This window comes from Kitasatospora sp. NPDC023118 (assembly GCF_055560875.1).
In genome coordinates this window covers 99,776-113,639 of sequence record NZ_JBVHHW010000022.1, presented here as the reverse complement: position 1 = coordinate 113,639, position 13,864 = coordinate 99,776, and the positions used below count along the sequence as shown (strand labels likewise).

Below are 13,864 nucleotides of genomic sequence, written 5' to 3'. Positions count from 1 at the left end.
CCCATGATGGGGTAAGCGGAGCTTGAACGGAACGCGACGAATCAGAACTTCATCCGGGCATCCGGCCGATGTCGCGGCCGAGTTCGAGGGCGAGGATCTGGTCCAGACGCACGTAGGTCTCGAAACGGGCGCCGTCCGGCAGGGTGGCCCGGGCCTCCAGTGCGTGCAGGGCGCGTACCGCGACCCGGGCGTCCAGTTCCTCGTCGAGGCCGTCGAAGCCCGCCTGGACCATGTCGGCTTCCGGTGGGCGGGACGGCTCGCGGGCGCTGTCGGCCACCAGCGCGCGCCAGTGGGCCAGCCTCGCCGCGGCGTTCGCCAAGTCGTCGTCGGTGAGCCAGATCGGGGCGGTGACGGGGTGTTCGAGGAAGGTGAGGCGCAGTGCGAGGGGGTCGTGCTGGTCCACGGTGATCGAGGCCGGGGATTCGGCTCCGGAGTCCGGACGGGGGTGGCGTGGCCCCGTCACCGGACCGGTGACCAGGAGCGGCGCGGACGGCGGGTCGGAACGGACGGCTGAGCGGCTGGTGATGACGAGGTCGACCGCGGCTCGGTCCGAGCCGTCCACATCGTGACGTGTGCTCAGCCTGGCGGGTGGATGGACGCCGAGTTGGTCGGAGGCCTCCAGCAGGGCCCGGGTCCTCTCCTCGGGGGCGTCCGGGACGACGAGTTCGATGATCACCTGCAGGCCCAGAGCCTCGCAGGTGCGGGCCAGTACGTCACCGGCCACCAGGGCGCGCAAGTCCCCGAGGCCGAACGGGTGGCCCTGCTCGCCGACGTCGACGATCGCGTGCAGGAGCCCGACCCGGTGCGGGCGGACCTCGGTGCGCTGCCCGGTGCGGGCGTCGGTGATACGCAAGGGCGTCTCCCTCTCGGCTCGGCGGTGTGTGGCCAGGATGCGGCACCGTTCGGGTCGTCGTCGGTATGTCCGCCCCTGAGGTCGGCGAAGTTCCCACTGAAGGTCCTGGCGGTCGAAGGTCCTGGCGGTCTCTGATCACCATGGGCTCGCTAGGGGCTCTCCCACGGCCGCGGCCGCCGTCCGACGACGCGTCTAGAGCCTTCCGAAGCCGCCCCCACCTGGGGTGCGGATCTCCAGGGCGTCTCCGGCTTCGACGTCGGCGCTGCCACAGCCGGGCAGGTCCTCGACGGTGCCGTCGGCGCGCAGGATCCGGTTGGCGCCGAGGCCGCCGGGGGAGCCGCCGTCCATGCCGTACGGTGCGACGTGGCGGTGGCTGGAGAGCAGGCTGACGGTCATCGGTTCGCGGAAGCGCAGTCGGCGCAGTGCGCCGTTGCCGCCGTGCCAGCGGCCGGTGCCGCCGCTGGCACGGCGGATGGCGAACTCCTCGACCAGGACGGGCAGGCGCCACTCCAGGACCTCGGGGTCGGTGAGGCGGGAGTTGGTCATGTGGGTTTGGACGACGTCGGCGCCGTGGAAGCCGGGGCCGGCTCCGGAGCCGGAGGCGATGGTCTCGTAGTACTGGTGGTCTTCGTTGCCGAAGCTGAGGTTGTTCATCGTGCCGGAGCCCTCGGCCTGGACACCGAGCGCGGCGTAGAGCGCGCCGGTGATGGCCTGCGAGGTCTCGACGTTGCCGGCGGCGACGGCGGCGGGGTGGGTCGGGGCGAGCATCGAGCCGGGCGGGACGACGATCCGCAGTGGGCGCAGGCAGCCGTCGTTGAGCGGGATGTCGTCGGCGACGAGGGTGCGGAAGACGTAGAGGACGGCGGCGGTGACCACGGCGGAGGGGGCGTTGAGGTTGCTCCCGAGCTGGGGCGAGGTGCCGGTGAAGTCGATGGTGGCGCTGCGGTCGTCGCGGTCCACCCGGACCTCGACGGCGATCACGGCGCCGGAGTCGGTCTGGTAGCGGTAGCTGCCGTCGGTCAGGCCGTCGATGGCGCGGCGCACCGCCTGCTCGGCGTTGTCCTGGACGTGCCGCATGTAGGCCTGGACGACGTCGAGGCCGAAGTGGTCGATCATCGCGTTGACCTCGTCGACGCCCTTGCGGTTGGCGGCGATCTGGGCGCGCAGGTCGGCGAGGTTGGTGTCCGGGTCGCGGGAGGGGTACCGCGCCTCGGTGAGCAGCCGTACGGTCTCGGCCTCGCGCAGCCGCCCGTCCACCACCAGTGGCCAGTTGTCGAAGAGCACACCCTCCTCCTCGATCTCCCGGCTGGCGGCGGGCATCGAGCCGGGGGTGATGCCGCCGATCTCGGCGTGGTGGCCGCGGGAGGCGACGAAGAACAGCACCTTCTGCCCGTCCGCGTCGAAGACCGGGGTCACCACGGTGATGTCGGGCAGGTGGGTGCCGCCGTGGTACGGGTCGTTGACCGCGTAGGTGTCGCCGGGGCGCAGCTTCGGGCCGCGGCGGCGGATCACCTCCTTGACGGTGGTGCCCATCGAGCCGAGGTGGACCGGGATGTGCGGGGCGTTGGCGACGAGGTTGCCGTCCGGGTCGAAGAGGGCGCAGGAGAAGTCCAGCCGCTCCTTGATGTTGACCGACTGCGCGGTGGACTCCAGCCGGGCCCCCATCTGTTGGGCGATCGCCATGAAGAGGTTGTTGAAGACCTCCAGCAGGACGGGGTCGGCGGCGGCGGTGACAGCCTCGTCCGTGCGGCTCTCGATGTGTTCCACCCGCAGGTGCCCGGCCTCCGTCACGGTGGCCTGCCAGCCGTCGTCCACCACGGTGGTGGCGTTGGCCTCGGCGATCACGGCCGGGCCGGTCACGGTGTCCGTGGGGCGCATGGACTCCCGCTCCAACAGGGGGACTCGGCGTCGTTCGCCGTGGGTGTACAGCGAGACGGTGGTGGGCTCCGCCGGGGCCTCGGAGGTGGGGGAGAGGGCGTCCAGTTCCGGCTGCTCGGTGACGCCGGTGCCCTCGACGGCCAGGGCCTCGATCACCAGTGGGCGGTCCATCAGGAAGGAGTAGGTGGCCCGGTGGCGCTCCTCGAACTCGGCCTTCATGTCGCCCGGTTCGCCGAGGGGGACGCCGATCGTGGTGTCGGTGCCCTGGTAGCGCAGCCGGGCCCGGTGGGTCAGCCGGATCCGATCCTCCGGCACGCCCTGGTCGAGCAGCTGCTCGGTGGCCGCTGCCGCCAGCTCCTCGGCGAGCGTGTGCACGGCGGTCATCTCCTCCTCCGCCAGCGGCCGTTCGACGGCGTGCTCGCGCAGCACGGTGGTGTCGGCCAGGCCGATGCCGAGGGCGGACAGCACGCCGGCCATCGGCGGGACGAGCACGGTGCGGATGCCCAGCGCCTCGGCCACCGGGCAGGCGACCTGGCCGCCCGCGCCGCCGAAGGTGGTCAGGGCGTAGCGGGTGACGTCGTGGCCCTGCTGGACGGAGATGCGCTTGATCGCGTTGGCGATGTTGCCCACGGCGATCCGCAGGAAGCCCTCGGCCGTCTCCTCGGCCGTACGATCGCCGATCTCGCTCGCCAGCTGAGCGAACTGATGCTCCGTCACCTCGGTGTCGAGCGGTTGGTCGCCGTCCGGGCCGAAGACGTGCGGGAAGTGTCCGGCCTGGATCCGGCCGAGCAGCAGGTTGGCGTCGGTTACGGTCAGCGGACCGCCGCCCCGGTAGCAGGCCGGTCCGGGGTCCGCGCCGGCCGAGTCCGGTCCGACCCGCAGGCGCTCGCCGTCGAAGCGCAGCACCGAGCCGCCGCCCGCCGCGACGGTGTGGATGGCGAGCATCGGCGCCCGCAGCCGCACTCCGGCGACCTGAGTGGTCACCACCCGCTCGTACTCGCCCGCGAAGTGCGACACGTCCGTGGACGTGCCACCCATGTCGAAGCCGATCACCCGCTGGTGGCCGGCCAGTTCGGACATCCGCACCATGCCGACGATGCCGCCGGCCGGGCCGGAGAGGATCGCGTCCTTGCCCCGGAAGTGCCCGGCCTCCGCCAGCCCGCCGTTGGACTGCATGAACATCAGCCGGACACCGGCCAGTTCGTCCGCCACCTGCCGAACGTAGCGGCGCAGGCCGGGGTTGAGGTAGGCGTCGACGACGGCGGTGTCCCCGCGCGGCACCAGCTTCATCAGCGGGCTCGCCTCGCTCGACAGCGACACCTGGTCGAAGCCGAGTCGCTCGGCGAGGCACCCGATCGCGCGCTCGTGGGCGGGATGCAGGTAGCTGTGCAGACAGACCACGGCGGCGGAGCGGATTCCGGCGTCCAGGCAGTCGCGCAGGTCCTCGGCGAGCCGATCGAGGTCGGGCGGGCGCAGCACCTCGCCGTCGGCGGCGATCCGTTCGTCCACCTCGACCACCCGGGCGTACAGCGGTTCGGGCAGGGTGATCCCGCGGGCGAAGATCTGCGGCCGGTTCTGGTAGCCGATCCGCAGCGCGTCCGCGAAGCCGCGGGTGATGCACAGCGCGGTCGGCTCGCCGGTGCGCTCCAGCAGGGCGTTGGTGGCCACCGTGGTCCCCATCCGGACGGACTCGATGTCCGCTCCCGGGGGGAGCAGGGCCCGGATCCCGGCGACGGCGGGGTCCTGGTAGCGGGCCGGGTCGTGCGAGAGCAGCTTGTGGGTCAGCAGGCGGCCGTCCGGGGCCAACGCGACCACATCGGTGAAGGTGCCGCCCCGGTCCACCCAGAACTGCCAGCCCCTGGAGGCCATGACCGGCTCCCTCCGCCGTGCCGGGTGTCGTCGCCCGGTGCGCGAGTAGCCCCGTGCACGAGTATCCGGCCGAGCGAGGACGACGGCCAAACGGGACATACTGGGCGTGCGGGCCGACCGGGGGGCAACGGAGGCAGCGATGACGACCACGACGGTAGGCGTGCTCCGCGAGACCGCACCCGGCGAGCCCCGGGTGGCCCTGGTGCCCGAGCTGGTGCCGGCCGCCGTCCGCCTCGGCGCGACCGTCCTGGTCGAGCCCGGCGCCGGCGCCCTCGCCGGTCACCACGACGGCGACTACCTGCGGGCGGGCGCCGCCGTGGCCGGACGGGCCGAACTGATCCGCCGCGCGGACGTCCTGCTCGGCATCCACCCGCCGACCGTCGACCCGGTGCGCGACCTGCGCCCCGGCCGGATACTGGCCGCGCTGGTGCGCCCGCACCGTATCCCGTACCTGGTCCGGCAGTGGGCCGACCGCGGGGTGACGGCGATCGGCCTCGACCTGGCACCGGACCTGCCCGCCGCCTACCCGCTCGACGCCGGGGCCTCCCAGGGCCGGGCGGCCGGCTACCGGGCGGTCCTGCTGGCCGCCACCCGGCTGGACCGCTGCCTGCCGCCCTGGGGCACCACGGACGGGCTGTTCGAACCGGTCCGGGTGCTGGTGGTCGGCGCGGGCCACGCAGGGCTGCAGGCGATCGACACGGCCCACCGCCTGGGCGCGCCCGTCCGAGCGGTCGAACCGCGCCACCGCGAGCGAGCGGCGGTCGCCGCCCTGGGCGCCGAACTGCTGGACCTGCCCGGACTCCACCCGGTGGCGGACGACCGGGACCTGTGGGACGCGCTCGACCACGAACGCCCGGCCTGGGTGGCCGGCCTCGCCGAGGCCGTCGCCCACCACGACGTGGTCGTCACGGCCCTCGACCTGCCCGGCCGGACGCCCCCGGTGCTGCTCCACACGGCGACGGTGGCACGGATGCGGGCAGGCTCGGTCCTCGTGGACCTGGCGGCCGGCCCGGAGGGCGGCACCATCGAGGGCGTCCGGTCGGACACCACCACGCTGGTCGGCGACGGGGTGACGGTCATCGGCGCCGGAGAGCTCGCCGCCCAGGTGCCCGCGACCGCCTCGCTCGCGTACGGCCACAACGCGCTCGCACTGCTCGACCGCCTGCTACGGGGCGGGGAGCCCGCGGCCGACCCGGTGCTCGGGCCGATGCTGGTGACCGACCGGGGCATGGTGCGGCACGAGCCCACTCGGCGGTTCCTGCAGGACGTGACCGCCGTCGCCGGGCTGCCGTAACGCCTCAGACCGTGGCGTGCGCGAACAGCCCGGCGTGTCGGGCGATCGCCCCCGTGTGGTCGGCGCACCGTCGGTAGCAGCAGGACAGCAGCACCAGGTCGGTGATGTCGACCGGGTCCGCGGCCTCTTCGCCCTGGCCCTGTGGACGATCGCCGGAGCCGTCGCCCACGCCTGGTGGTGGCTCGCCGGCCCGGAGTGCGGCGTCCCGGGCCCGGGAGGGATGTACTGCCGGTACACCTCTCGCTGGTGACTCGCTGCACGACCCGGGAGCGGGTTCTCTGGATGACGTGGCGCTCTTCGTCCGGCCGTGAAGACGGCAGGACGCGCAGCGCGCACCCGACCCGCACTCGGCGGCGGCCGGTACGCCCCGTACGACCGCGCGCCCCGGCACGCGAAGGAATCCCCTCATGCGCGGAACAGTGATCCATGCCCCCGGCGACGTCCGTTTCGAGACCCTGGACGACCCGACGATCCTCCATCCGACCGACGCGATCATCCGCACCGCCGTCACCTGCGTCTGCGGATCGGACCTGTGGCCGTATCGCGGTCTGGAGCCGATCGGCGACCCGCATCCGATGGGGCACGAGTACGTCGGCTTCGTGGAGGAGGTCGGCAGCGAGGTCACCGGCCTGCGCGCCGGCCAGTTCGTCGTCGGCTCGTTCGCCACCTCGGACAACACCTGCCCGAACTGCCGGAACGGGTTCCCGTCGAACTGCGTGCACCGCGAGTTCATGAGCACCTGCCAGGCCGACTACGTGCGCATTCCCAACGCCCAGGGCACTCTGGTCGCCACCGATGAGGTGCCCGGTGAGGAGTTCTGGCCGGGCCTGCTGGCCGTCTCCGACGTGATGGGCACCGGCTGGTGGGCCGCGGACGCCGCCGAGGTGAGGCCCGGCTCGACCGCCGTGGTGGTCGGCGACGGTGCGGTGGGCCTGTGCGGGATGATCGCCGCCAAGGCGATGGGCGCTGAGCGGATCATCGCGATGAGCCGCCACGAATCCCGGCAGAAGCTGGCCCGGGAATTCGGCGCGACCGACCTCGTCACCGAGCGCGGCGAGGAAGGAGCAGCCCGGATCAAGGAGCTGACCGGCGGGATCGGCGCCGACAGCGTGCTGGAGTGCGTGGGCACCGCCGAATCCATGCAGCAGGCCCTGCGCTCCGCCCGTCCCGGCGGCAGCGTCGGCTTCGTCGGCGTCCCGCACGGGGTCTGCGTCGACGGGCAGGAGCTGTTCTTCTCCCACGTCGGCCTGCGCGGCGGACCCGCCCCCGTCCGCCGCTACCTGCCCGACCTGATCGACCACGTCCTGACCGGCCGGATCGACCCGGGCAAGGTCTTCGACCTCACCCTGCCCTTGGAGCGGGTCGCCGAGGGATACCGGGCGATGGACGAGCGCCGCGCCATCAAGGCCCTCCTCAAGCCCTGACCTACGGCCGCCTCGATACGGCTAGGCAATCGTCATGAAGCCGCCGTGTCGCCATCTCCCTTGGGCTAGAGTCAAGTTGAAGTCGCCGGACGCTCGTCGACGTGAGCGCCGGTGTCCTTGCTCGCTCGGTGAATGGTCCCTGTGGCCTCTCTTGAGGCCTCCGGACAAGGAGAGTTGATGCGCAGGAAGTTCTCTGCCGCCCTCGCAGCGGTGGTCCTGTCGACCGCTGCGTTGTCCGCGGCCGTCGGTCCGGCGTCGGCCGCCGTCGCGAGGCCGGCGAACACGTCCGGCCCGTTCCGGGTCCACTCGTACTCGGGCACTGTCGGCGCGACACCCAGCGCGTGGGCGGGTTCAAGCGCGCAGATCTGCTTCAACATCTGGGGCAACCACCTGACCGACGGCTACTACGTGCTGTTCGTGTCGGACTCGGGCACCCAGTGGACGGCTCACTACTACGGGCCGAAGAACAAGACGTGCAGTCCGTGGAAGTACTTCGGCGGCAACTTCCGTGCGCGGATCCTCCCGCACGGGAACGCCAGCGTCTATGCCGACATCTGGCTGTACTACAACTGAGTCGAGTGGCGGCGCTGAGGAAAGCGGCCGACCCCCGGGGAGCGGAACGCCCAGGGGAGAGCTTCGTCGCGAAGCTCCGCCCCTGGGCTCTTCCTGGCGCGTCAACGTCATTGAGTATTTTCCAGCCTGAAGTCGCTGGTCAGCGGGCTGGCGTGGCGTCGGCAAGGGAGGCTCGTGCCGGCTGAGTGCGTGATCACGGCGCGGTGAGACTTCCCGGTACTCGTGGCCGGGCAGCGGGCCGACCCGTCGGCGCTCTCTTATTCTTCCCGTATGACGAGCCCTCAGCACGATCCCGAGCGGGACGGCGCCATGGCCCGCAGCGCCATCGACGCATACCTCACCAACCGCACGCGGTACTGGGAGCGGGCCGCTCAACAGACGCAGGCGGCCGAAGCCCAGGCCGCATACCGGGCCGCGCGCAACCGGCTCGTCCGGTGGAAAAACGAAGGCGTCGTCGACGACTGGGTCGCGAGTGCCGTCGTCGAGGCCGCCGAGCAGGACGCCGCCCGAATCGGTCGCGAGGCCGCCGCCGCGAGGACCGGTCCAGCCCTGCACGCAACCGCCATCCGCCACGCGGAGGCGATCCGGCGCTGGCTCTGCACCCAAGGCCACAGGCTTGCCGACAACGCGCCAGAGAAGGCATAGCCGCACATATCTGGACACTCTTCAGAGGGCTACCAGGAAGCCCCGACAGGCATTCGCCTCCTCCCGGGCCGGGGCCATCGTGGCCCGGTCGATCTCGACCATCAGCCTCGGCACCCCGATCTCCGAGGCCTGCCACACCGCATCCGGACGCACCTTCCGCTCCCCACCCGACAAGGCGAACTCGGTCTCCGTCGACCACGACGCCACCGCCCCGATCCCGCCCAGCGCGTCCGGCGCGGTGCCGCCCGGAAGTGATCCAGAACCTTGTTCTTCACCAGTCGCCGACAGCTTCGGTGGCAGGATCATCCCCGCGCGAGCGGCGAGCAGCGGAGGCCCTTGCCGCTGTCCCCCGTCTGGAGCCGCTGCCCAGGGAGGGTCCTCTCTCAGTCTCAGGCGCCCATGTGCTTCACGCGGACAACCCCGTGGACCGGCGGTGGTGGGGAGGCCCACCGAGGGGCAGCCACCGTCTGCGGTGGGCCGCCCGTCAGCGGTGAACAGCGGTCCGTCATCCGTACGAGTGGGCGCGGTGGTGATCACCACAGGTCCCGGCGGTCGGACCGGCACGATGAGGCGCATGGACCGATTCATGACCAGGCGGGCCACTGCGGCCGCACTGGCCGCCGGTGCGGCCGCCGCCGGTCTGCCCGACACCGCTTCCGGCGCCGTCCAGCCGCAGAACCGCCGTGTCGCCGCCCTGGCCACCCTGGTCAAGCTCCGTCTGGCGCACGGGTGGAACCGGGCCCGCGACGGCACGCCGGTCAGCTGGCGGCCGGAGGTCGAGGAGCTCAGGTACGTGGGCGCCCACGACATCCGGCTGGCGGCCGGGTACGACTTCCACCTCGCCGCGCAGCGGATCGCCGAGCTTGATGGCCGTGGTGAGGGCGGCGGCCGGCTGCTGGGCATCGAGGACGCGTTCAACCCGCGGACCGTCGAGCGGGCCGACCAGGTCCTCGCCGAGGTCACCGCCACCGCCACCCTCGCCCCGACCCACGCGCAGATGTTCAAGGTCGCTCGCTTCGCAACTGGTGGCCCGCCGCGCCGTCGTCTTCGGCGGCTACGACCTCCGGATGCCCGTCCGCTGCCCACCCGACCCGCACGCCCCGGGCGAACCCGTGTCCACCGGCACGGCCTCGCCCGCCGTCCCACCAGCAACGGAGGCCCGTGGACGAGCCCTTCGCCATTGCCGTTCGCGCCCGCGCCCGCGGTCGGGGAAGGCCCAGGGCGGACGCGCCCCCGTCATTCGTCCTGGACCGCGTGACTGTGCGCCGCGCCGGGCGACTGCTGCTGGACGGCCTCTCGGCGCAGATCCCCGGCGCCGCGTGCACGGCGCTGGTCGGGCCGTCGGGAGCGGGCAAGTCGACGCTGCTGCGGTTGCTGAACCGGCTGGCTGAGCCGACGTCGGGTGTCGTCCGTTTCCGGGACAGGCCGCTGCCGCAGCTCGACGTGTTGGAGCTGCGCCGCCGGGTCGGGCTGGTCGGCCAGCAGCCAGTGCTGCTCACCGACCGTGTCGTTGACGACCTGCGGGTGGGCCGCCCGGACCTCGAAGAGGACCAGGCGACCGTGCTGCTGGAGCGGATCGGCCTGCCGGCCGGGATGCTGGAGCGGGCCACGGCCGGGCTGTCCGGTGGCGAGGCCCAACGGGTCTGCCTGGCACGCGCGCTGGCCGTCGGTCCGGAGGTGCTGCTGCTCGACGAGCCGACCTCGGCGCTGGACGCGGAGAGTGCGCAGGCGGTGGAGCACACGATCAAGGACCTGGTCGCGGACGGGCTCGCGGTGGTGCTGGTCAGCCACAACGCGCCGCAGGCGCGCCGGGTCGCCGACCACGTCCTGGTCCTGCGCGGCGGACGTCTGGTCGCCTCGGGGCCGGCGGACCGTGTCGACTACCTCCGGAAGGGCACGTGAACACGGCCGTACCGACCTGGGCCGGGGTCGCCGCCTCCGTCGCCCTGGTGCTGCCGGCGATCGCGGTGGCGTGGCGCCGACGACTGCACCTGGCCCGGGACATCGCCGTTGCCGCCGCCCGCGCCGGCGTCCAACTCGCCGCCGTCGGCGCGATCCTGGTCTTCGTCTTCCAGCACACCGGCGTGGCCGGAGCCGCCGGCTGGCTCGCGCTCATGGTGATCACGGCCGGGCGCGTCTGCGCGGGCCGCTCCGCCGGGATGCCCCACGCGCTGCCGATCGCCACCACCGCGGCCGCTGTCGGCTCCGCCGCGACCCTCGGCGTGCTGCTCGCCCTCGGGGTCATCGCCCCCCAGGCCCGGGTGGTGATCCCCGTCGGTGGCATGGTGGTCTCCGGCGCGATGCAGGCCACCACCCTCGTCCTGGTGCGTCTTCGCGACGAGGCCCGCACCGCGCGCCCCGCCATCGAGGCCCGCCTCGCCCTGGGCCTGCCCGCCGTCGACGCCTTCGCGCCCCACCTCCGCTCGACCCTGCGCACGGCGCTGATCCCCGCGGTCGACTCCACCAGGACCGTCGGGCTGATCAGCCTGCCCGGTGCGATGACCGGCCTGATCCTGGCCGGCGTCGACCCGCTCACCGCGATCCGCTACCAGATCGTCGTGATGTACATGATGCTCTCCGCTGCTGCCCTGGCCGCCCTCACCGCCGCCCGCCTGGCCGAGCGCGCCCTGTTCGACGACGTCCACCGGCTACGGCCGCTCACCGCCGGGACCCGACGATGACACCCCGTTCGTCCCCGCCTTGGTCGGGCTTCTGCCCACCCCCTCCGCAGGGCCGGTGCCTCACCGGCGTTCCGGATCGCCGACAGTGAGGGGTTCTGACTGTTTGCCGTCCACGCCGGTCGGCACTTCCCCGGCGATCAACACCCGGTGCATGATCCGCGGGAAGTCGAGGTGCGCGGCGTCACGAGGGGCCATGTGAACAGTGGTTCGGTTGTCCCAGAAGGCGACGCTGCCCGGCTCCCAGCGAAACCGGACCGTGTATTCGGGGCGGACCGCCTGCTCCAGCAGCATCTCCAGGACCGCCCGGCTCTCCGGGCGGGAGAGGCCGATGATCTGCTCGGCGTAGAAGCCGTTGACGAACAGTACGCGTTCGCCGGTTTCCGGGATGACGCGTACCAACGGGTGGGCCGTGGCCATCTGATGACCGAGCAGGTGCTCGACGTACGCGTCATGGCCGGGCCGCGGCTGGTAGCCGACTCCGAGTCGGTGTTCGGCCCGCAGTCCGTCCACGAAGTCGCGCACGGGCGCCGACAGTCCCGCGTAGGCCGCTGCGAGGTTGGCCCAGGTGGTGTCACCGCCGTAAGGCGGCACGGTCTCGGCCCGCAGGATCGTCGCGGCCGGCGGGTCGATGTGGTTGCTCCAGTCGGAGTGCCAAGGGTGCAGCAGGCTGTCGTTGCGCCGGTGAAGCCACTCCGCCCGGTCCATGCCGTACCGTCCGGACAGTTCCAGTCGATCGGCCGTCGTCTCGATCTCCGGCACGTCCGGCGGGGATGCGCTGCCGCGTCGCGGCCAGACGATCGGCCGCCCGAAGCGTCGGGCGAGTGCCACGTGCCCGGCGTGGTCCAGTCGCTGTCCCCGGAAGAAGACGACCTTCCACCGCAGCAGCGCCGCCCTGATCGCCGCGATCACAGCGTCATCGAGATCGTCCGCCAGGTCGACGCCGGTGATCTCCGCTCCAATGTGTCCCGCGACCGGGTTCACCTCAACCCCGCTGGCACGATCAGCTTCTCCTACCACCGCAGCCCCACTGTCCTCATCCGATCGTCTCGGGCCCTCCCACGCTGCCCCGGCAGGCAAGGTTCCCGGCCCGGGACCCTTCGAATCCCCGCCGCGCGGGCCGGGCGCGGCGCAGGCGGTCCACTGGGGAAGACCCCGAGTGGCGGCCAGTGGGTTGGGGACGGGCGTGAACCGGGGCTCGGTGCCGTCCGCGTCGAGCCAGCGGGAGAGCAGGTTGGCCTTGCCCGGCACCGTGGCCGCGGCCAGCAGCACCGCCGCCTCCGGGAGGCCGAGCTCCTTCTCGCACCGCTCGAACTCCTGCCGCGCGGCCGGCCACAGCGCGCCCGCCACCCGGGGAAAGCGGTGCGCGAGGGTGTTGGCGATCTCGCCGAGGTTGTTGACGACGAGGCAGTACACCAGGCGCCGCCAGGCCGCCTCGCGAGGCGTCTCGGGAACGACTTTGGCTCCCTCGGCATCACGGAAGACGGCCTGGACGGGATCGCCGTCCGCGTCCACGGCGATCAAGGTGTTCTGCAGGTGGCACTCGACCGCCACACCGTGGCACGCGTACGCCTCCAGCACCGGCGGGACCAGGTGGCCCAGGTAGGCCTCCCACCAGCGCAGCGGGTCGGCGACGCGATCAAGCGGATTGCCGTCGAAGCCTTCGGTGAGCGCGGCGGTCAGTACCGCGGTGGCGCCCGGCGCCAGGTGCTCGTCCAGGCCGTCGCGGACCAGGACCGGGAGGGTCTCCTCGAGGCCGCGAACCGTACGGTATCCCGGTTCACCCAACCAGGCCGCCCGGCCGCCCACGGCCGCGAAGGCGGCAGCGACCAGCGGGTCGGTACGGCGCCCCTGGCGGAGCTCGTGCCGCCGCATCCGCCGGACGTCGTTGGTGATCTGCACTTCCAGGCTGAACTTGAGGAACAGATCGGCCGATCCGGGGCGCTCGGGGCTTCCCGGGACGTGGACCGTGCGCACCGAGGACGTCGCCCGGGCCTGCCAGGGGGTGCTGCCGAGCCGAACGAGCCGCCCCTCGGCGAAGGCGGTGCGCACGGCCGGCAGGTGGTGGGTGAGGGCGAACTGCCAGGGGTGGACGGGCAGCAGGCGGTAGCCGGGCGGCGCCTGGCCCAGCGAGTCGAGGGCGCGGGTGCAGCCTTCGTCGATCACCGCGTCGGCACGGACGCCGAGCAGCACGAGCGGGAATCGCGCGTACGCCTCCGGGGCGTAGCGCAGCCAGGCGGCGGGCGGGCCGCCACCGCTGCGGGCCTTGGGGGCCGGGTGGCAGGGGTGTCCCATGACGAGCGCCTGCTCGGAGCGCAGCCACGGGTCCTCGGGTGGGGTGGCGCGGGCGCGTGCTTCGAGGATCGCCCCCAGGGCCGCGCGACTGGCCGTCGCCTCGGCGACCAGGGCGGGGTTGGAGCGCCCGGTGGCGGCACGCATCTCCCGGGCGGCGACCTCGACGAGGTCGGCGTGGTGCAGGGCGTGCCAGGTCGCACCGGTCCACAGTTCGGGCGAGGAGGGCCGGTGGCCGGTGCGCACGCGGAGCAGGCGGCCAGTGGCACTCAGGCGGTGGACGGTGTGACCGGTGGACGTGCGCACCGACGGTTCGACCGCTTCGCGCAGGAGGCAGTTGAGCAGCGGGGCAACGGAC

General features: G+C 72.8%; 12 protein-coding genes and 1 pseudogene. 7 read left to right on the top strand and 6 right to left on the bottom strand.

Annotation, left to right across the window (positions count from 1 at the left end; translation table 11 throughout):
- Positions 1 to 49 precede the first annotated feature (49 nt).
- Both ACZ3UD_RS26530 and ACZ3UD_RS26525 read right to left on the bottom strand, forming a co-directional pair.
- Positions 50 to 853: a hypothetical protein gene (locus ACZ3UD_RS26530; protein WP_465592617.1), complete on the bottom strand. Its 804-nt coding sequence runs from the start codon at positions 851 to 853 to the stop codon at positions 50 to 52.
- Between the two features lie 192 nt (positions 854 to 1,045).
- Positions 1,046 to 4,600, bottom strand: coding sequence for a hydantoinase B/oxoprolinase family protein (locus ACZ3UD_RS26525; protein ID WP_465592614.1), 3,555 nt, complete (start codon positions 4,598 to 4,600; stop codon positions 1,046 to 1,048).
- 139 nt (positions 4,601 to 4,739) lie between these two features.
- Here ACZ3UD_RS26525 and ACZ3UD_RS26520 point away from each other — a divergent pair, with 139 nt between their 5' ends.
- The gene (locus ACZ3UD_RS26520; protein ID WP_465592611.1) at positions 4,740 to 5,894 is read left to right on the top strand and encodes a Rossmann-fold NAD(P)-binding domain-containing protein; all 1,155 of its coding nucleotides are present in this window, start codon (positions 4,740 to 4,742) and stop codon (positions 5,892 to 5,894) included.
- Between the two features lie 4 nt (positions 5,895 to 5,898).
- Here ACZ3UD_RS26520 and ACZ3UD_RS26515 read toward each other — a convergent pair whose 3' ends face one another.
- Positions 5,899 to 6,063, bottom strand: a complete 165-nt coding sequence (locus ACZ3UD_RS26515; protein WP_465592608.1) for a hypothetical protein — start codon at positions 6,061 to 6,063, stop codon at positions 5,899 to 5,901.
- A gap of 238 nt (positions 6,064 to 6,301) precedes the next feature.
- Between ACZ3UD_RS26515 and ACZ3UD_RS26510 the strand changes: the two genes are divergently transcribed.
- From ACZ3UD_RS26510 to ACZ3UD_RS26500, 3 genes are all read left to right on the top strand, one after another.
- Entirely contained in the window at positions 6,302 to 7,318 is a 1,017-nt protein-coding gene (locus tag ACZ3UD_RS26510; protein WP_465592605.1) for a zinc-dependent alcohol dehydrogenase family protein, read from the top strand.
- A 177-nt stretch (positions 7,319 to 7,495) separates the two neighbouring features.
- Positions 7,496 to 7,891: a hypothetical protein gene (locus ACZ3UD_RS26505; RefSeq protein ID WP_465592602.1), complete on the top strand. Its 396-nt coding sequence runs from the start codon at positions 7,496 to 7,498 to the stop codon at positions 7,889 to 7,891.
- 270 nt (positions 7,892 to 8,161) lie between these two features.
- Positions 8,162 to 8,536 carry a hypothetical protein gene (locus ACZ3UD_RS26500; protein WP_465592599.1) on the top strand — a complete coding sequence of 125 codons (375 nt, stop codon included), beginning with the start codon at positions 8,162 to 8,164 and terminating at the stop codon, positions 8,534 to 8,536.
- A gap of 21 nt (positions 8,537 to 8,557) precedes the next feature.
- On the opposite strand, the gene ACZ3UD_RS26495 is transcribed toward ACZ3UD_RS26500, so the two are convergent.
- Positions 8,558 to 8,689, bottom strand: a complete 132-nt coding sequence (locus ACZ3UD_RS26495; protein ID WP_465592596.1) for a hypothetical protein — start codon at positions 8,687 to 8,689, stop codon at positions 8,558 to 8,560.
- A 421-nt stretch (positions 8,690 to 9,110) separates the two neighbouring features.
- On the opposite strand from ACZ3UD_RS26495, the gene ACZ3UD_RS26490 reads away from it, so the two are divergent.
- The 3 genes from ACZ3UD_RS26490 to ACZ3UD_RS26480 are packed head-to-tail and all read left to right on the top strand — an operon-like array spanning position 9,111 to position 11,217.
- On the top strand, positions 9,111 to 9,794 hold the full coding sequence (locus ACZ3UD_RS26490; protein WP_465592593.1) for a hypothetical protein: 684 nt from the start codon (positions 9,111 to 9,113) through the stop codon (positions 9,792 to 9,794).
- Positions 9,791 to 10,438 carry an ABC transporter ATP-binding protein gene (locus tag ACZ3UD_RS26485; RefSeq protein ID WP_465592590.1) on the top strand — a complete coding sequence of 216 codons (648 nt, stop codon included), beginning with the start codon at positions 9,791 to 9,793 and terminating at the stop codon, positions 10,436 to 10,438. Before ACZ3UD_RS26490 ends, ACZ3UD_RS26485 begins: the two co-directional genes overlap by 4 nt.
- On the top strand, positions 10,435 to 11,217 hold the full coding sequence (locus tag ACZ3UD_RS26480) for an ABC transporter permease (RefSeq protein ID WP_465592587.1): 783 nt from the start codon (positions 10,435 to 10,437) through the stop codon (positions 11,215 to 11,217). The genes ACZ3UD_RS26485 and ACZ3UD_RS26480 overlap by 4 nt, the downstream gene beginning before the upstream one ends.
- A gap of 60 nt (positions 11,218 to 11,277) precedes the next feature.
- Here the strand turns inward: ACZ3UD_RS26480 and ACZ3UD_RS26475 are convergent, their stop codons facing one another.
- A complete protein-coding gene (locus tag ACZ3UD_RS26475; RefSeq protein ID WP_465592664.1) occupies positions 11,278 to 12,234 on the bottom strand; it encodes a TauD/TfdA dioxygenase family protein in 957 nt (318 codons plus the stop codon).
- 198 nt (positions 12,235 to 12,432) lie between these two features.
- A pseudogene (locus tag ACZ3UD_RS26470) lies at positions 12,433 to 13,653 on the bottom strand (IucA/IucC family protein); the annotation flags it as partial.
- Positions 13,654 to 13,864 lie beyond the last annotated feature (211 nt).

Bases quoted from the DNA above. Each gene is read 5' to 3' on its own strand.
- ACZ3UD_RS26525 (WP_465592614.1), bottom strand. From the start codon at position 4,600: ATGGCCTCCAGGGGCTGGCAGTTCTGGGTGGACCGGGGCGGCACCTTC.
- ACZ3UD_RS26520 (WP_465592611.1), top strand. From the start codon at position 4,740: ATGACGACCACGACGGTAGGCGTGCTCCGCGAGACCGCACCCGGCGAG.
- ACZ3UD_RS26510 (WP_465592605.1), top strand. From the start codon at position 6,302: ATGCGCGGAACAGTGATCCATGCCCCCGGCGACGTCCGTTTCGAGACC.
- ACZ3UD_RS26505 (WP_465592602.1), top strand. From the start codon at position 7,496: ATGCGCAGGAAGTTCTCTGCCGCCCTCGCAGCGGTGGTCCTGTCGACC.
- ACZ3UD_RS26500 (WP_465592599.1), top strand. From the start codon at position 8,162: ATGACGAGCCCTCAGCACGATCCCGAGCGGGACGGCGCCATGGCCCGC.
- ACZ3UD_RS26490 (WP_465592593.1), top strand. From the start codon at position 9,111: ATGGACCGATTCATGACCAGGCGGGCCACTGCGGCCGCACTGGCCGCC.